The organism is Pseudomonas sp. GW460-12-10-14-TSB1 (assembly GCF_017349775.1).
Classification (GTDB): Bacteria; Pseudomonadota; Gammaproteobacteria; order Pseudomonadales; family Pseudomonadaceae; genus Aquipseudomonas; species Aquipseudomonas piscium.
In genome coordinates, this window is sequence record NZ_JACNAC010000003.1 from 39,400 (window position 1) to 58,613 (window position 19,214).

A 19,214-nucleotide genomic window follows, 5' to 3' on the forward strand; every position below is an offset into this window, starting at 1 on the left:
CCCACTGTAAGAGCATAGCAACTAAAGTTAGTGTCAAAAGTCAAATTTGGAAGATGGATTAACTCGAATCACTCTAAGTGAAAGACTGAATCGCCCTGATCGCGAAGATGAATAATTCAACCCGAAGGACCACGTTTTTTTAAACTTCGAAGATTGGCAGCGGATAGCCGTAGAGGTGGCGATGGCACTCGGGCCAGCCGGAAGTGAGCAGGACCTCGATGGTAAGGCCCTGCCAGGTGAAGGTTCAGATTTGGGCGCCATCATGGCGCCCGATTGGGGTGTCCAGCTTGCCCACGATAGGGCCAGAGCTGACGACGCTGATTAAAGCCCCTCCAGCTCCGCCATCAGATCGCTCAAGCGATCGACTTTCTCCTCGCTGATTTCACTGCTCGCCAGGCTGTCGATGTACTGCGCCAGTTCCTCCACCGTGCTGCACTCGAACATCGCCCGCAGCGGCACGTTGCGTTGCAGGGTTTTCTGCACCCGCGAGGCAATCTGCGTGGCCAGCAGCGAATGCCCGCCCAGTTCGAAGAAGTTGTCGCGCACGCCCACCCGCTCGACCTTGAGCACCTCGGCCCAGATCTCGGCCAGGGTCTGCTCCAGCTCGCTGCGCGGTGCCAGGTAGTCCTGGCTGTGCAGCTGGCCGATCTCCAGGGCCGGCAGGGCCTTGCGGTCGAGCTTGCCGTTGGCGTTGAGCGGCAGGCGCTCCAGCCACAGCCAGTGCAGCGGCACCATGTATTCCGGCAGCTCGGCGCGCAGGCGTTGCTTGATGCGCTCCAGGCGTTCCGTCGGGTTCAGCACCGAGTCGCTCGCCACCAAATAGCCCACCAAGTGCTTGCCGTTGACCCCTTCCTGCACGCCGACCGCCGCGTCGCGGACTTCCGGTTGTTCGTGCAGGCGGGCTTCGATTTCCCCCAGCTCGATGCGGTAGCCACGGATCTTCACCTGATGGTCGATGCGACCGACGTATTCCAGCACGCCATCGGCGCGACGCCGTGCCAGGTCGCCGGTGCGGTACAGGCGTTCGCCCGGGGCACCGAACGGATGGGGCACGAACACCTGGGCAGTGCGCAGCGGATCGCTGACATAACCACGACCGACCCCGGTACCGGCGACGCACAGCTCGCCCACCGCGCCCAGCGGCACCAGGTCCAGCGCGCCATCCATCAGGTACAGGCGGTTGTTGTCGGTCGGCGTACCGATCGGCAAGTAGCTGCCACGGGTCGAGGCCATATCGACGCGGTAGAAGGCCACGTCATCCGAGCACTCGGCCGGACCGTAGGCGTTGACCAGGCCGATCTGCGGGTAACGCAGTAGCCATTGGTGCGCTAGCTCCGGCGGCATCGCCTCACCGGTCGGCAGCATCCAGCGCAGACCGTCGAGGTGGATGGACTCCTGGGCAAGCATGCCCTGGATCAGCGATGGCACGCTTTCCAGCACGCTGATGCCCTGGGCCTGCACATGGGCCAGCAAACCTTGCGGGTCATGGGCGATGGCGTTCGGCACTATGTCCACCCGCGCGCCGAACAGCGGCGCGGCGAGGAACTGCCAGACCGAAATGTCGAAGCTCTGCGACGCGGTCTGGGCGATCACATCGGCTTCGCTCAATTGCAGGTACGGCACCTTGCTCAACTGGTTGTTGAGCATGCCGCGCTGCTCGACCATCACCCCCTTCGGCAGGCCGGTGGAGCCCGAGGTGTAGATCACATAGGCCAGGTTGTCCGGGCCGCTGTAAATGCCTGGGTTGTCCAGCGAATGATCGGCCGCTTGCACCTCTTCCCACACCAACAAGCGTGGTCGGTTGGCGCAGGCGAATTCGTCGAGCAAGGCTTGCGCCTGCTCCTGGCAGGCCGCGCTGCACACCAGCAATGGCGTGCGGCTCAGCTCGATGATCCGCCCCAGGCGCTGGCCCGGCAGGCCCGGGTCCAGCGGCAGGTAGCCGGCGCCGGCCTTGAAGCTGCCGATGATCATGCCCAGCAGGTCCAGGCTGCGCTCGGCCAGCAGGGCCACCGGCTGGTCCAGGCCCACGCCGTTGGCGATCAGGGCGTGGCCCAGGCGGTTACTGCGCTGGTTCAGTTCGGCATAGCTGTATTGCAGGTCCTGGCAACTGGCGGCGACGCGTTGCGGATGGGCCGCCACCTGCGCCTCGAACAGTTCGACGTAGCTGCGCTCCAGCGGGTAGTCATGCTCGCTCTGGTTGCAGCCGGCGAGCAGGAAGTCCTGCTCTGCTTCACCCAGCAGCGGCAGCTCGGCCATGTCGCCATGGAAGCCCTGCACCAGCGCCAGCAGCAGGCGCTTGAACTCGCCGAGCATGCGCTCGATGGTCGCTTGCTCGAAGTAACGCTGGTCGTAGGACAGGTGCAGCCCCAGGTCATCCCCCGGGTAACACACCGCGGTCAGCGGGAAGTTGGTGTGGGTGCGGCCGGAATCCGAGGTGGCGTTCAGGCTTTGCGCGCGGTCCAGCACCGAGACTTCCACCGGCGCGTTCTCGAACACGAACAGGCTGTCGAACAGCGGCTGGCCCTTGGGCAGTTCGCTGTTTTCCTGGATCGCCACCAGCGGAAGGTATTCGTACTCGCGCAGCTCCATGTTGCTTTCCAGCAGGCCGCCCAGCCATTGACGCACGCTCAGGCGCTGGCCGTCTTCCGGTAGCTTCACCCGCAGCGCGATGCTGTTGATGAACAGGCCAACGGTGCGCTGCATCTCCGGCATTTCCACCGGGCGCCCGGCCACGGTGACGCCGAACAGCACGTCACGCTCGCCGCTCAGGCGCCGCAGGACCAGGGCCCAGGCCGCCTGGGCGAAGGTGTTGACGGTCAACTGCTGCTGCTGCGCCAACTCGCGCAGTTGCGCGCCGTCGCGGGCATCGAGACGGGTGTAGCAGTCACCGACGATCATGCCGCCGCTGTCGCCGGCGTGTTCGCGCAGGAACGGTCGGTCGCTCGGAATAGGCGTGGTGCGCTCGAAGCCTTGCAGGTTGTTTTTCCACCACTGGCGCGCTTGCGCCAAGCTCTGGCGTTGCAGCCAGCCGATGTAGTCGCGGTAGCGCGGCGGCACGCTGAGCTGGGCTTCGCGACCTTCGCCCAGGGCGGTGTAGATCTCGAAGAAGTCGTTCATCAACAGCGAACGGCACCAGGCATCGATCAGGATGTGGTGGTTGCTCATCATGAACCAGTAGCGCGCGGCCCCCACGCGGATCAGCCGCAGGTGGAACGGCGCCTGGTTGAGCAGATCGAAACCGGCCTCGCGCTCGCTTTTCAGCAGCGCCTGCAACTTCGGTTCCTGCTCGTCTTGCGCGACAGCACTCCAATCCAGGAACTCGATCGGCGTGCTGCCCGGCTTGTGGATAACTTGCAGCATGTCTTCGCCGACGTTCCAGCAGAAGGACGCCCGCAGGGCTTCGTGACGGGCCACCACCGCCTGCCAGGCCTGGGCGAAACGCGCCGGGTCCAGCTCGCTGTTGATGCGGTAGCGGTCTTGCATGTAGTACAGGCCGGTGCCCGGTTCCAGCAGGGTATGCAGCAGCATGCCCTCCTGCATCGGGGTCAGCGGGTAGACGTCCTCGATGGCGCTGGCCGCTACCGGCAGCGCGTCCAGCTGCGCCTGGGTCAGGCGCGCCAGGGGGAAGTCCGACGGCGTCAGGCCACCGGCATCGTCCTGCAGGCAATGGGCGATCAGGCTCTGCAGTTCGCCGAGGTAGGCCTGGGCCAGCGCGTCGATGGTCTGCGGGTCGAAACGCTCGCCGCTGAAGGTCCAGCGCAACACCAGTTCACCGGCGTAGACCTGGCTGTCGACGCTCAGTTCGTTGGGCAGCGGCGCCTCCGGCGAATGGGCGGCGCCCAGCGGTTCGTCCAACGGACGGAACAGCGCGTCGCTGGCAAAGCTCTGGTCGAACTGGCCCAGGTAGTTGAAGGTGATCGGCGCCTGCGGCAAGGCCGCCATGCCCTGCTGGATAGTCGTATCGGCCAGGTAGCGCAGTACGCCATAACCCAGGCCTTTATGCGGTACGGCGCGCAGCTGTTCCTTGATCGCCTTGATCGAGGCGCCCTGCCCGGCCGCTTCCTCTATAGCCAGCGGGGTCAGGCGCAGCGGGTAAGCGCTGGTGAACCAGCCGACCGTGCGGGTCAGGTCGATCTCGTCGAACAGGGTTTCGCGGCCGTGGCCTTCGAGCTGGATCAGCGCCGAAGCCTCGCCGGTCCAGCGGCACAGCACGCGGGCCAGGGCGGTCAGCAGCAGGTCGTTGACCTGGGTGCGGTAGGCGCTCGGCGCCTGTTGCAGCAGCTGGCGGGTGCGCTCGGCATCCAGTTTCACGCTGAGGGTCCGGGCATGCTTGTTCTGCCGCCCGCCCTGGGCGTGCTGCACCGGCAGCGTCGCTGCCGGGCCAGCCAGTTGGTCCTGCCACCAGCTCAACTCTTCGCGCAGCGACTCGCTGCCGGCATAGGCCTGCAGGCGTGACGCCCAATCGCGCAAGGCGCTGGTTTTCGCCGGCAGGCGCGGCGTCTGCTGAGCTTCAAGCTGGCGGTAAACGTTTTGCAGATCCTCCAGCAGCACCCGCCAGGACACACCGTCGACCACCAGGTGGTGGATGGCGATGAACAGGCGTTGCTGCTCATCCGGACCGTCCACCAGCAGCGCGCGCAACAGCGGTCCGTTGCTCAGGTCCAGGCTGCGCTGAGCCTCGGCGAACAGCGCAACACATTGATCCATAGACGCCACATGCATCTGCACCAGCAGCGGTGCTTCGGACAACGGTTGATGCATCGCCTGCCATTGGCCCTCGACCTGGGTAAAGCGCAGGCGCAGGGCGTCATGCTGGGCCAGCACCGCTTGCAGTGCTTGCTCCAACAGCTGCCCATCGAGTGCCTGGGTCGGCGCCAGCAGCAGGGCCTGGTTCCAGTGTTGACGCTCGGGGATCTCGCTGTCGAAGAACCAGTGCTGGATCGGCGTCAGGCCCGACTCGCCGCTGAGCAAGCCTTGCTCGGCAACAATCTGCTCGCTGCGGCTGGCCACCGCGGCCAGGGTCTGCACGGTCTGATGCTGGAACAGGTCCCGCGGGCTGAAATGAATGCCCAACTGACGGGCGCGGCTGACCACCTGGATCGACAGGATCGAGTCGCCTCCCAGTTCGAAGAAGTTGTCGTGCAGGCCGACCTGCCGCAGGTTCAGCACATCGCACCAGACCTGGGCCAGGGTTTGCTCCAGCTCGTTGCTCGGCGCCACGTACTGCTGGCGGTTGAGCTCCAGGTCTGGCGCCGGCAAGGCGCGGCGGTCGAGCTTGCCGTTGGCGGTCAGCGGCATGCTCGCCAGCAGGACCAGGTGGGTGGGCACCATGTAATCCGGCAGATGGATTTTCAGCTGGGCCTTGATCGCCTCGCGCAAGGCAGCTTGCTGCTCATCACTCTGCTCAGCGACATCGGTCACCAGATAGCCGGCCAGCTGTTTGCCACCCGGCATGTCCAGGGCCAGCACCACCGCTTCGCGCACCGCCTCATGTTCCAGCAGACGGTTTTCGATTTCCCCCAGCTCGATGCGGAAGCCGCGAATCTTCACCTGATGGTCGACCCGGCCGATGTATTCCACCTGACCGTCGGCGCACTGGCGCACCAGGTCGCCGGTGCGATACAGACGCCCGCCATGAGTGCTGAACGGGTCGGCCACGAAACGTTCGGCGCTCATGCCCGGACGCTGGTGGTAACCCTGGGCCAGGCCGGCCCCGCCGACATACAACTCACCAGTGGCGCCTTGCGGCACCAGGGCCAGATCGGCGTCGAGGATGTAGGCCACGCGCTCACCGACCACCGTGCCGATCGGCACGCTGCCGGCGCCCTCCTCCAGTTGTTCCGGCGCCAGGCTGGCCAAAGGCATGACCACGGTTTCGGTGGGGCCGTAGGCGTTGAAGAACAGGCTCGGCTTGAATGCCGCGCGGATGCGGTTCAGGTGCTCGCCGGTCAGCGCTTCGCCACCGGTGATGCACATGCGCACCGGCAGGGTTTCGCCCTGGGTCGCCAGCCACTGCGCCAACTGGCTGCCGTAGCTCGGGGTGAAACCGAGGATGTTGATGCGGTGCTGGCGGATCAGCTGGCAGATCTCTTCGGTGTCCCACTGCCCTTGCGCCCGCAGCACCACCTGGGCACCGCTGAGCAGCGGCACCAGCAGACGCTCGGTGGCGGCGTCGAAGTTGATGGAATAGAAGTGCAGCTCGCAGTCGTCCGGGCGCATGCCGAAGCGCTCGATCACCGCGCGGCAATGCATGGCGATCTCGCCATGGGACACCACCACGCCCTTGGGCTTGCCGGTGGAACCCGAGGTGTAGATCAGGTACGCCTGATGCTGCGGCAGGCTGATAAAGGGCAGCTCACCGGCCGGGTAGTTGGCCAGTTGCGTGCCGTCCTCTTCCAGGCACCAGCGCGCCACGCCCGGCGGCAGCTGGCCCAGGGCCTGGAACATCGCCGCGTCGCTGAGCAGCAAGCCGATGCCACTGTCTTCGATCATGTAGTGCAGGCGGTCCAGCGGGTATTCCGGGTCCAGCGGCACGTAGGCGCCGCCGGCCTTGAGGATCGCCAACAGGCCGATGACCATTTCCAGCGAACGCTCCAGGGCCAGGCCGACCCGCACCTGCGGACCGACGCCACGTTCACGGAGCATCCAGGCCAGGCGGTTGGCGCGGCTGTCGAGCTCGGCGTAGCTCAGGGTCTGCCCGGCGAAGGTCAGGGCCGGCGCGTCCGGGCGCAGCAGCGCCTGCTCGCTGAACAGGTGATGGATGCACTGGTCCAGGCGGTGCTCGCCGGGCTCGACGCCCAGGCTGTCCAGCAGTTGCTGTTGCTCGGCGCGGTCGAGCAGCGGCAATTCGCTCAGGCGTTGCTCGGGGCTCTCGATCAAGGCTTCCAGCAGGTTGCGCCAGTGCGCCGCCATGCGCGCGATGCGCGGTTCGTCGAACAGGTCGGTGCTGTAGGTCAGGCAGCAACCCAGGCGATGATCGAGGTCGGTGACTTCCAGGTTGAGGTCGAACTTGGTGGCCCGCGCATCGTTGGCCAGGTATTCGACGGTCATGCCGGCCAGGCTGCGGCTCTGCTGGAACTCCCAGCGCTGGACGTTGCACATCACCTGGAACAGCGGGTTGTAGGCGGCGCTACGCGGCGGTTGCAGGGCTTCCACCAGGTGGTCGAACGGCAGGTCCTGATGGGACTGGCCTTCGATCACGGTGTGCCGCACCTGCTCGAACAGTTCACCGACGCTCATCTGCCCGTCGAGCTGGCAACGCAGCACCTGGGTGTTGAGGAAGGCGCCGATCAGCCCTTCACTTTCCGGGCGGATGCGGTTGGCCACCGGCGCGCCGATGCGCAGGTCGGTCTGGCCGCTGTAGCGATAGAGCAGCACGGCCAGGGTCGCGGTCATGGTCATGAACAGGGTCAGGCCGTGTTCCGCGTTGAAGCGGCGCACCCTTACCGCCAGCTCGTCGCTGAGGTCGAAGCGGTACAGCTCGCCCTGGTGGCTTTGCACCGGCGGCCGCGGACGGTCGCCCGGCAGTTCCAGCAGCGGGTGTTCGTTGCCCAGTTGCGCGGTCCAGTAATCCAGCTGGCGCTGACGCTCGCCGGACTCCAGCCACTGGCGCTGCCAGACGCTGTAATCCAGGTACTGCACCGGCAGCGGTTCCAGCGGCGAGTCGCGGTCGTCGATAAAGGCTTCGTACAACGCGCTCAACTCACGGGCGAAGATGTCCATCGCCCAGCCTTCGGTGACGATGTGGTGCAGGGTCAGCACGAAGTAGTGCTCATGCTCCGCCGCCTTGACCAGGCAGGCGCGCAGCAGCGGGCCGGTTTCCAGGTCGAACGGCTGGTGCGCTTCGCTGTCGGCCAGCTGTTGCAGGCGTTGCTCGCGGGCCGCTGCATCCAGCTTGGAGAAATCCTTCCAGGCCATGCGCACGCCGGTTTCCCCGTGCACCCGTTGCTGGGCCACGCCGTCGACGCTAGGGAAAGTGGTACGCAGGGTTTCGTGACGCAGGATCAGCGCCTGCAGCGCCGCCTCGAAACGCCCGACATCCAGCACGCCCTTGAAGCGCGCCATGCCGCCGACGTTATAGGCCGGGCTGTCTGGCTCCATCTGCCAGAGGAACCACATGCGCTGCTGGGAATAGGACAGCGGCACAGGCGCGCTGCGGTCGACCTTGTCGATCGGCGGCTGCTTGTTACGCTTGCCGGATTCCTGGATCAACCGCACCTGCTCGGCGAAGTCGCCCAGCTCGCTGGCTTCGAACAAGGCCCGCAGCGGCAACTCGACGTCGCAGGCCTGGCGGGTCCGGGAAATGATCTGCGTGGCCAGCAGCGAATGGCCGCCCAGCGCAAAGAAGTCATCACGCAAGCCAATGCGCTGCTGCCCCAGCACATCGCGCCAGATCGCCGCGATCTGCTGTTGCAGATCGGTGGCTGGCTCGACGTGTTCGCGCACCTGCCATTGCGGTTCCGGCAAGGCACGGCGGTCGAGCTTGCCGCTCGGGCTCAGGGGCATGGCCGAAAGAAGCATCAGTTGCGCCGGCACCATGTACTCCGGCAGCTCACTGGCCAGGGCGGCTTTCAGGCGCTCGGTCTGCGCCTCTTCCTCCTCCACATCGGAGGTGGCGGTGTAATAACCGATCAGCTGCGCACCGGCCGCGGTCTCGCGCACCAGTACCGCGGCCTGGGCCACGCCCTCCTGGGCCAGCAGGCGCGCTTCGATTTCCTGGGGTTCGACCCGAAAGCCGCGCAGCTTGACCTGCTGATCAAGGCGCCCGAGGTATTCCAGGGCGCCATCGGCTGCCCAGCGCACTCGGTCGCCGGTGCGGTACAGGCGTGTGCCCTCGGTGCTCAGCGGATCGACGACAAAACGTTCGGCGCTCAGCCCCGGCCGCCCGAGGTAACCACGGGCCAGGCCGATCCCGGAAATGCACAGTTCGCCCGGCACACCGACCGGTACCGGGTTGAGGTCGGCGTCCAACACCCGGCAGATCACATTGCCCAGCGGCCGGCCGATGGGCGAACGCTCGCCATCGACGCTGCGGCAATGCCAGTGGGTAACGTTGATCGCGGTTTCAGTCGGGCCATAACGGTTGTGCAGTTGGGCGTTCGGCAGTTGTTCCAGTACCCGGTCGCGCAATTCGGCCGGCAAGGCTTCGCCACCGGAGAACAGCCGGCGCAGGCTGCTGCACTCGGCGCTCAGCGGCTCATCGACGAACAGCTGCAACAGCGGCGGCACGAAGTGCAGCGTGGTCACGCCGTATTGCTGCACCAACTGGGCGATGCGATGGGGGTCGCGGTGTTCGCCCGGCGCGGCCAGCAGCAGACGGCAGCCGGTGATCAGCGGCCAGAAGCACTCCCACACCGACACGTCGAAGCTGATCGGCGCCTTTTGCATCAGCACATCGCTGGCGTCCAGGCGGTAGGTATTCTGCATCCACTGCAAGCGTTCGCTCAGGGCCGCATGGGTGTTGCCCACGCCCTTGGGCTGGCCGGTGGAGCCGGAGGTGTAGATCACATAGGCCAGGTTGTCGCCGTGCAGGTCCAGGCCCGGCGCATGGCTCGGCCAGCTGTCGAGCTTGAGGCTGTCCATGGCGATGGCGCTGACGCCCTCGGCCTGGGGCAGACGCTCGAGCAGTTGGGTCTGGGTCAGCAGCAGCTCGACGCCACTGTCGGCCAGCATGTAGGCCAGGCGCTCGGCCGGGTAGTCCGGGTCCAGCGGCACATAGGCGCCGCCGGCCTTGACGATCGCCAGCAGGCCGATCAACAGCTGCGGCGAACGCTCGGCGGCGATGGCCACGCAGACATCCGGGCCGACGCCCTTGTCGCGCAGGTAATGGGCCAGGCGGTTGGCCTGGGCATGCAGCTCGGCGAAGCTCAGCTCGCCGCCCTGCCACACCAGAGCGGTGCGTTCCGGGGTCTGCTGCAGTTGTGCGTCGAGCAGTTCGGGCAGCCATTGGCTGGCCGCCGCGCAAGGGGCTTCGCTCCACTGTTGCTGCTGCGCCTGCTCGCAGGGGTTGAGCAGCGGCAGGTCGGCGATGGCGGTCTGCGGACGCTCGCAGGCTTCGCGCAGCAGGCTGACGAAATGCTCGGCCAGGCGCTCGATGGTCGCGGCGTCGAACAGCTCGGCGGCGTAGTCGAACGACAGGCTCAGGCGGCCGTTGCGGTCTTCTTCAGTGTGCAGTTGCAGGTCGAACTTGGCCTCGCGGCTGTGCCACGGCAGCTCTTCGGCCAGCAGCCCGGGCAACCGGCGCAGGGCGCTGAGGTCGCGCTGCTGGTGGTTGAACATGACCTGGAACAGACCCTGTTCGCGGGCCTGGGGGAAGGCTTCGAGCAGTTGCTCGAACGGCAGGTCCTGATGGGCCTGGGCTTCCAGCGCGGCCTGGCGGGTCTGCGCCAGCAACGCGCTAAATGGCAGGCGGCCATCGACCTCGGCGCGCAGCACCAGGGTGTTGATGAAGAAGCCGATCAGGCCCTGGGTTTCCAGGCGCGGACGGTTGGCGTTGGGCACGCCGATACGGATGTCGCGCTGGCCGCTGTAGCGATGCAGCAGGCTCTGGAACGCCGTGAGCAACAGCATGAAGGGTGTCGATTCATGGGCCTGGGCGGTCTGGCGAATGGCTTCGCTCAGGCTCGCTCCCAGGCGCAGGCTGTGACGCGCGGCGCTGTGTTGCCGCTGCGCCGAACGCGGATGATCGGTGGCCAGACTCAGGCTCGGGTGTTCTTCGCCCAACTGCTGTTTCCAGTAGGCCAGTTGCCGTTCGCCTTCGCCCTGGGCCAGCCACTGGCGCTGCCAGCTGCCGTAGTCGGCGTATTGCAGCGGCAACGGCGCCAGGCTCGCCGCCTGGCCTTGCACGGCGGCGGCATACAGGCGCGAGAACTCGTCGATCAGCACATTCAGCGACCAGCCGTCGGCGATGATGTGGTGCAGGGTCACCAGCAGTTGGTGCTCTTCGTCGTCGAGGCGTACCAGGGTCACCCAGAGCAGCGGGCCTTGTTCCAAGTCGAACTGGGTACGGGCCTCATCCTCACGGATCTGTTGCGCCCGTGCCTCGCGCTCGGCCAGCGGCAGGTCGCTGAGGTCGATCACTTGCAGGTTGAATTCGCCGACGGCTTCGACCTGTTGCAGCGCCTGGCCGTCGCGCTCGAAAAAGCGCGTGCGCAGGGATTCGTGGCGTTCGATCAGTTGCTGGAAGCTGGCGCGCAGGGCGTCTTCGTCCAGCTCGCCGCGCAGGCGCAGGCCGCCGGGAATGTTGTAGGCGCTGCTGTGCGGGTCGAGCTGCCAGGTGATCCACAGGCGGTTCTGCGCCAGGGACTGGGGCAGCGCCTCGGCGCGCGACAAGGCATTGATCGTGCCCTGGGCCAGGCCGCCATCCTGTTGCAGTTGCGCGATCTGCGCGGCGAAGGCGCCGAGGGTCGGTGCCTCGAACAGCAGGCGCAGGTTCAGCTCCAGGCCGAGCTCTTCACGCAGGCGCGCAACGACCTGGGTCGCGGCGATGGAGTTGCCGCCCAGCAGGAAGAAGTGATCGTCGCTCGCCACCTGCGCCACCTGCAGCTGTTCGCGCCAGATGCGGCCGATCAGCTCTTGCAGTTCGCTGGTCGCTTCACCTTTGGCCTCGCTGGTCGCAACCTGGCGATCGGGGAAGACGGCATAGCTGTCGAGGCTGCCATCGGCCAGGCGGTTGCGGCAGGCCGAACGTTGCAGCTTGCCGCTGGAGGTCTTGGGTAATGCGCCGGGGTTGAGCAGGACCACCACGCTCGGCGCTTCCTGATAGGCCTCGGCCACGGTCTGGCGAATCAGCTTGATCAGTGCGTCCGGCGTGAGGATCTTCTGCACGCTACGGCTGATTTCCGCGGCGATGCCGATGCCTTCCTGGCCCCGCTCGGTAACGACGAACGCCGCGACCCGGCCCTTGCGCACCACCTCGACCTCACGCTCGATGGTCTGCTCGATGTCCTGTGGATAAAGGTTGTGCCCGCGCACGATCAACATGTCTTTCAAGCGACCGGTGATGAACAGCTCACCGTCGCGCATGAAGCCCAGGTCGCCGGTGCGCAGCCAGGTCCGGCCGGCATGCTCGACGAAGGTCTTGGCCGTGGCCTCGGGATTGCGCCAGTAACCATGGGCGATGCTCGGGCCGGCGGCCCAGACCTCGCCGACCTGGTTGTCTTCCAGCTCGGCCAGGGTGTTCGGTTCGACGATCAGCACGGCGTGCTCGGGCTGGCTGGTGCCGCAGCTCATCATGGTGTTGCCGGTGCCCGGCTCGGCGCGGTTCTGCGCCAGGGCCTGCTCGTCCAGGCGCAGGGCCGGGATGCCCTGGCCACGGGTGCCGCCGGCGACAAACAGGGTGGCTTCAGCCAGGCCATAAGAAGCGAAGAAGTTGTTCGGGGTGAAACCACTGGCGGCGAACTTCTCGGCAAAGCGCTCCAGGGTGTCCAGGCGGATCGGTTCGGAACCGGAATAGGCTACGCGCCAGCGGCTCAGGTCCAGGCGCTCCAGGGCCGACTCGCTGACCCGCTCGCTGCACAGGCGGTAGGCGAAGTCCGGGCCGCCGCTGATGGTGCCGCCGTATTGGCTGATCGCTTCCAGCCAGCGCAACGGCCGGCCGAGGAAGTAGGCCGGCGACATCAATACGCAGGGCACGCCGCTGAAGATCGGTTGCAGCAGGCCGCCGATCAGGCCCATGTCGTGGTACAGCGGCAGCCAGCTGACGATCACGTCGTCGGGGTTGAGGTCGATGCCGAAGCCGCGGCGGATCAGCAGTTCGTTGGCCACCAGGTTGCCATGGCTGACTTGCACGCCCTTGGGCAAGGCGGTGGAGCCCGAGGTGTATTGCAGGAAGGCAATGTCGTCGCCGCGCACTTCGGTGGCGCTCCAGCCTTCGGCCAGGCTCGCCTCCAGGCTATCCACGCAAAGCAGTTGCGGCGCGTCGGCGCCTTGCAGTTCGTCCATCTGCGCCAGGGAATCGCGCAGCCCGCTGCTGGTCAGCAGCAGCCGCGGCTCGGCGTCGGCGATGATCGAGATCAGCCGCTCCTGGTGATGGCGTCGGCTCGACTCCGGCGGATAGGCCGGCACCGCGATGACCCCGGCATACAGGCAGGCGAAAAACGCCGCGACATAGTCCGGCCCGCTGGGGAACAGCAGCACCGCGCGATCGCCCAACCCGGCATTGGCCTGCAGCGCTGCGGCGATGGTCCGGGCACGCAGATCCAGGTCGCGATAACTGAGGACCACGCTCTGATCCTGCTCTTCGGCAAGAAAGCGCAAGGCCACTTGATCGGGGGTCTGAGCCGCCCGGCGTTGAAGGGCTTGAGCCAGAGTGCTGGGGAGTTCGAACGCGTCCATCATGGGGTTTCCTGCGCGGATTGTGCTTGCACGTAGAGCCGCGAACCAAGGCCGCGGCCGTTACATAAATCTTTGAAAAATAAAGGCCCCTGCCCTCGGAATGGGGCATCTGGAGACTGCTGTGGCGGGATTTTTCACCCGCAATCTTTCTCCAATGAGAACGGATGACGTCTTGAAATAATTAGTCCGCACTCTCCCCTCTAACGCCTTCACCCAGTGCGACAACGAGCCGCAGTTCTCACTCTGCACCAAAGAGGATCATTAATTCTCTTTCTCAATTGACAATCATTATCATTCAACATAATTTGTCGCTCGATGTGTAAGACGAATCTGAATTTTCTGTCGTCCTACTAACCCTTTTGCAGCAAGGTGATTTCCATGACGGAACAAGTATCCACAAGCAGGTGCGATTCACCGCTACTCCAGGCCTTTGTCGACAACCGCCTGATCCTGGTCAAAATCGCGGCGCGCATTACCGGCTGCCGCTCCCGCGCCGAAGACGTGGTGCAGGACGCTTTCTTCCGGCTGCAATCGGCGCCGCAGATCACCTCGTCGTTCAAGGCGCAGTTGAGCTATCTGTTCCAGATCGTGCGCAACCTGGCGATCGACCACTATCGCAAGCAGGCGCTGGAGCAGAAGTACTCGGGCACTGAAGAAGAGGGCCTGAATGTGGTCGTGCAGGGAGCGTCGCCGGAAACCTCACACATCAATTTCTCGACCCTGGAACACATTGCCGATGCGCTGACGGAACTGCCGAGCCGCACCCGCTATGCGTTCGAGATGTATCGCCTGCATGGCGTGCCGCAAAAGGACATCGCCAAGGAACTCGGGGTCTCGCCGACGCTGGTGAATTTCATGATCCGCGATGCCCTGGTGCACTGCCGCAAAGTCTCGGGTAGCCGCGCCGACACCTACGCCCGTCACTGATCCGCGCTCCTGCTCGCGATAGCCACCCGTCCACCACGGTGCTACCGCGAACACGCTCCTCCTCGCCAGACTTCCCCGATGGCCCGACGATGTTCGACGCCAGGCCCCTGCGCCAGAATCAGCAAGGCCGCGCGCTTGTGGGAAAAATCGAAGGGCCTCTGGCAATGCAGGCAACGCTCCTGCTGATCGAGCTCATGGCCAGCGACCTCGGCAAACGCCGGCTCGTTCGGCCCATGGTCGAGGCATAACGAATGCACCAGGGCCGATAACCAGCCGGCCATCCACTCGTCCCGCCGCCCTTCTTGCCCACGCAAGGCTTGCAGCACCTCGCTGCCCGTCGGCGGCAGCGGCGTGCCAGGCCCAAGGTTGGCACCTGTGGTTTCAAGGCCGGCGAGCCGAACCGCTTGCAGGCCACCGGTATCGGCGACGCAACGGCAGGTATCGGCAACGGCCACAGCGGACAGCGTATCGAGAGAGGACATGGCACGGGCTCAGCGTCATCAGTGTTCAACCAAGTGACGTGAGCCGCAGAGAGAAATTTAGGCGGGCCGGCTTCACTTGGCCGGCGGCATGACCACGATGCGGTAGGGATCGAAGATCTTCAGCAGTTCACCGCTGTCGCGCAGGCGCCCCAGCAACTTGGCGAAGTCTTCGCCGCTGATCGGCGCCATGGGGCGAATCAGCGCGTAGTGGTGGTAGACCTGATCGATCCGCTCCGAGGCGAACAACTGCTGCGCCGTGTCGGTATTGTGCGAGAGGAAATCACTGAGGTAGGAACGGGTCACCAGCGCAATGTCGGCACGACCGCGCAACACCATCAGCAGGTTGCTGTCGTGGGAATAGGTCAGGGTCGCGTTGTAGGTGTCGGCCAGGTACTTGGGGTCGGCATTGAAGTTGGCGAACGCGTAGTGGTAACCGCTGAACAGGGCCAGGCGCTTGCCCTTGAGGTCGGAGAAATATTCCTGGCCGCGGCCGGGCTCGCGCTGGGCGGTGAAGATCTCGGCATCTTCCAGGCCCATGTCAACGCTGGTGTGGGGAATGTTCTGCCAGCCCCAGGCCGGGTTCTCGAAAATCGCCATGTCGACGCGGCTTTGCTCGAAATCGCGAAAACGCCGGGGAATCGAGGTCGGCACCAGTACGAATTGGTAGTCGCTCTGCAGCGCGTTCAAGGCGTCCACCAGTTGCGGCAGCAACCCGGTGTCGGCGCCCTGCTCGGGCCGCACGGTATAAGGAGGAAAATGCGCTGCACCGACTCGCACCAACTGCGCGGCGCAGGCCGGAAAAACCGTCAGGGTGGCCAGGACCCACACCAGCACTCGCAAAGCCGTCCGCATTGGCGAAGACATCAGGTAACTTACCTCAAGAAAGGAAACAGGGCAGTGCCATTAAAGCTAGGCGGTTTCCTTCGCTTCGACAACTTTCCACTGAGTAATTAATTACTTGCACCTACGGCTCCTTGAGCACCAGGGTCAGCGCTTCTTCGGCCAGTTGTTCGAGGGTCAGGCTGCCGTCGGCGCGAAACCAGGTGGTGGTCCAGGACAGGGCCCCGGTGAGAAAACGCCGGGTAATGAACACATCGCCCTTGATAAAGCCGGCATCCTTGGCCTCGCCCAGCACCTGCGACCAGATCTGCTCATAAATGTCGCGCAGCGCCAGCACGTCGGCCTGGCCCTGGGCCGACAACGAGCGCCATTCGTAGACCAGCACCGCCATGGCCTCGCCGCTGCCGCCCATGATCGACTGCAACTCGCAGCGGATCAGCGCCAGCACCCGCTCGCGCACGCTGCTAGCTTCGGCCAGTTCGGCGCGCATCAGGGCGGTGTTGTAGTGGATGGTTTCCTCCATCACCGCACGCAGGATGTCGTCCTTGCTCTTGAAGTGATGAAAGATGCTGCCGGACTGGATGCCCACCGCGCCGGCCAGGTCGCGCACGGTGGTGCGCTCGTAGCCTTTGTTGCGAAACAGGTGAGCCGCGGTTTGCAGCAGCTTGCCGCGGGCGCTGTCCGGATCGGTCAGTTGCCCGTTGGCGACCAGCTGGCGCATCACCAGCAAGGCTTTTTGCTCGTCCACGGCCTCTCTCCTACATTCACTCGATCGTTATGCGGCGCAGCCCGCTGAAACAGGGAGCTTGCGCGCGCAATTTAAGCCCGTGGGGACGACCAAGCAAGCGCTTGGGAATAAGATATTTCCGACGTTTACAAACCAAGCGCTTGCTTGGTAGTCTCGACCCAGTTCTGTCATCGAGCCTTTTATCGAGTCTTTTATCGAGAGCCCCTGCCATGACCAAGACCCTCCGCATCGGCTGCGCCAGTGCCTTCTGGGGCGACACCTCGAGCGCCGCCGCGCAACTGGTGCAGGGCGGCCGCCTGGATTACCTGGTGTTCGACTACCTGGCCGAGATCACCCTGTCGATCATGGCCGGCGCCCGGATGAAGGACCCCACTGTCGGATACGCCACGGATTTCGTCGAGGTATTGAGCCCGCTGCTGGGCGAGATCGCCCGGCAGCAGATCCGGGTCATCAGCAATGCCGGCGGGGTCAACCCGCAGGCCTGCGCCGCGGCCCTGCAAGCGGCCTGCGACCAGGCCGGAGTCGCCCTGAAAATCGCCGTGCTGCTGGGCGACGACCTGCAACCCCAATTCAAGCAACTGAGCGGCAGCGGCATTCATGAAATGTTCAGCGGCGCGCCGTTGCCCCCCATATGCGTGTCCACCAACGCCTACCTCGGCGCCCCCGGGATAGTCGAAGCCCTGAAGCTGGGCGCCGATATCGTCATCACCGGTCGCGGGGTCGACAGCGCGGTGGTCAGCGCTGCGCTGGTGCATGAATTCGGCTGGTCCTGGCACGACTACGACAAGCTGGCCCAGGCCGCCCTCGCTGGGCACATCATCGAATGCGGCGCGCAGTGCACCGGCGGCAACTTCACCGACTGGCGCGACGTGCCGGACTATGAACACATCGGTTTTCCCATAGTCGAGGTCAGCGTCGACGGCCAATTCGTGGTCAGCAAGCCCGAAGGTTCCGGCGGCCTGGTCACGCCGCTGACCGTCGGCGAACAGCTGCTGTATGAGATCGGCGACCCGCGGGCCTATCTGCTGCCCGACGTGGTCTGCGACTTCACCCAGGTCAAGCTGCGCCAACAGGGCAAGAATGCGGTCAGCGTGCACGGCGCCAAGGGCCTGCCGCCGACCGGCCAGTACAAGGTCAGCGCCACCTACCCGGACGGTTTCCGCTGCACCGCCAGTTGCCTGATCGCCGGCATCGACGCGGTGGCCAAGGCGCGCCGGGTCAGCCAGGCGATCATCGACAAGACCGCGGAAATGTTCGGCCAGCGCGGCTGGGCGCCCTACAGCGAAGTCAATATCGAACTGCTCGGCAGCGAAGCCACCTATGGTCCCCACGGCCAGCGCCAGGACAGCCGCGAAGTGGTGATCAAGCTCGCCGTGCGCCATCCGGACAAACGCGCGCTGGTGCTGTTTTCCCGGGAGATCGCCCAGGCTGCCACGGGCATGGCCCCGGGCCTGACCGGCATCGTCGGCGGCCGGCCCACGGTCTATCCGCTGATCCGCCTGTTCTCGTTCCTGATCGACAAGAGCGCCTGCACCCTGGAGGTCGAAATGGCCGGCCAGCGCCACCGGGTCGAGCTGCCCGAACTCGACAGCCTCGACTCCAGTGCCCTGCCCGCGCCCCATGCCGTGGCCAGCCCCCTGGGCCGCGCCGACGCCAGCGTGGCGCTGGTCAAGCTGGCGGTGGCGCGCTCCGGAGACAAGGGCAACCACAGCAATATCGGGGTCATGGCCCGCGCGCCCGAATACCTGCCGTGGATCGCCGAAGCCTTGACCCCCGCGGTGGTGGTGGACTGGATGAGCCATGTGCTGGACCCGATCCACGGCCGGGTCCAGCGCTGGTACCTGCCGGGCAGCCACAGCCTGAATTTCCTGCTGGAGAACGCCCTCGGTGGCGGCGGTGTCGCCAGCCTGCGCATCGACCCGCAAGGCAAGGCCTTCGCCCAGCAGTTGCTGGAAATCCAGATCCCGGTGCCGCAGAGCATCGCTGACGCCGTCAACTAGAGGATGCCTATCGTGGGTTACGACTCGATTTTCAAACCCGACCTGTTCGCTGGCCAGACCATAGTCGTCACCGGCGGCGGCAGCGGCATCGGGCGCTGCACCGCCCACGAACTGGCGGCCCTTGGTGCCCGCGTGCTGCTGGTGGGGCGCAAGGCGGACAAGCTTGAGAAAGTCGCCGCGGAAATCGCCGAAGACGGCGGCCAGGCCAGCGGGCATGCCTGCGATATCCGTGACGAGGAAGCGGTCAAGGCCCTGGTCAGCGAATTGATCCGTGAACATGGGCCGCTGCATGGCCTGGTCAACAATGCCGGCGGGCAGTACCCCTCGCCCTTGGCCTCGATCAACCAGAAGGGATTTGAAACCGTGCTGCGCACCAACCTGGTGGGCGGTTTTCTCATGGCCCGGGAAGTCTTCAACCAGTCCATGAGCAAGCACGGCGGCAGCATCGTCAACATGCTCGCCGACATGTGGGGCGGCATGCCCGGCATGGGCCATTCCGGCGCCGCCCGTTCGGGGATGGACAACTTCACCAAGACCGCCGCGTTCGAATGGGGCCATGCCGGGGTGCGGGTCAACGCCGTGGCGCCGGGCTGGATCGCCTCCAGCGGCATGGACACCTACGAAGGCGCGTTCAAGGCGGTGATCCCGACCCTGCGCGAACACGTACCGCTCAAGCGCATCGGCACCGAATCGGAAGTCAGCGCCGCCATCGTCTTCCTGCTCAGCCCGGCGGCCGCCTTCATCAGCGGCAGCACCTTGCGCATCGACGGCGCCGCCAGCCTCGGCAGCCGCGCCTGGCCTTTGTACAAGGCCTCCCATAGCCAGTCCTACAACGGCTTTCACCGCGCTTATCTGCCGGACGTGCTCAAGGATCAGGAGTAA

7 protein-coding genes are annotated in these 19,214 nt (G+C 65.4%); 3 read left to right on the plus strand and 4 right to left on the minus strand.

All coding sequences use genetic code 11. From position 1 onward, the window contains the following. Nucleotides 1-321: 321 nt before the first annotated feature. Nucleotides 322-13,338 carry a non-ribosomal peptide synthetase gene (locus J4D52_RS02880; protein WP_110721759.1) on the minus strand — a complete coding sequence of 4,339 codons (13,017 nt, stop codon included), beginning with the start codon at nucleotides 13,336-13,338 and terminating at the stop codon, nucleotides 322-324. 375 nt (nucleotides 13,339-13,713) lie between these two features. Here J4D52_RS02880 and J4D52_RS02885 point away from each other — a divergent pair, with 375 nt between their 5' ends. Then, nucleotides 13,714-14,262 carry an RNA polymerase factor sigma-70 gene (locus J4D52_RS02885; RefSeq protein ID WP_009050074.1) on the plus strand — a complete coding sequence of 183 codons (549 nt, stop codon included), beginning with the start codon at nucleotides 13,714-13,716 and terminating at the stop codon, nucleotides 14,260-14,262. Nucleotides 14,263-14,303: 41 nt separating this feature from the next. On the opposite strand, the gene J4D52_RS02890 is transcribed toward J4D52_RS02885, so the two are convergent. The 3 genes from J4D52_RS02890 to J4D52_RS02900 form a co-directional block, all read right to left on the minus strand. Further along, nucleotides 14,304-14,744: a pyoverdine biosynthesis protein gene (locus J4D52_RS02890; protein WP_102676642.1), complete on the minus strand. Its 441-nt coding sequence runs from the start codon at nucleotides 14,742-14,744 to the stop codon at nucleotides 14,304-14,306. Between the two features lie 72 nt (nucleotides 14,745-14,816). Continuing rightward, nucleotides 14,817-15,608, minus strand: a complete 792-nt coding sequence (locus tag J4D52_RS02895) for an ABC transporter substrate-binding protein (protein WP_102676641.1) — start codon at nucleotides 15,606-15,608, stop codon at nucleotides 14,817-14,819. A 100-nt stretch (nucleotides 15,609-15,708) separates the two neighbouring features. Then, nucleotides 15,709-16,332: a TetR/AcrR family transcriptional regulator gene (locus J4D52_RS02900; protein ID WP_025805433.1), complete on the minus strand. Its 624-nt coding sequence runs from the start codon at nucleotides 16,330-16,332 to the stop codon at nucleotides 15,709-15,711. 209 nt (nucleotides 16,333-16,541) lie between these two features. Between J4D52_RS02900 and J4D52_RS02905 the strand changes: the two genes are divergently transcribed. Both J4D52_RS02905 and J4D52_RS02910 read left to right on the plus strand, forming a co-directional pair. Further along, on the plus strand, nucleotides 16,542-18,332 hold the full coding sequence (locus tag J4D52_RS02905) for an acyclic terpene utilization AtuA family protein (RefSeq protein WP_102676640.1): 1,791 nt from the start codon (nucleotides 16,542-16,544) through the stop codon (nucleotides 18,330-18,332). 12 nt (nucleotides 18,333-18,344) lie between these two features. After that, entirely contained in the window at nucleotides 18,345-19,214 is an 870-nt protein-coding gene (locus J4D52_RS02910) for an SDR family oxidoreductase (RefSeq protein WP_102676639.1), read from the plus strand.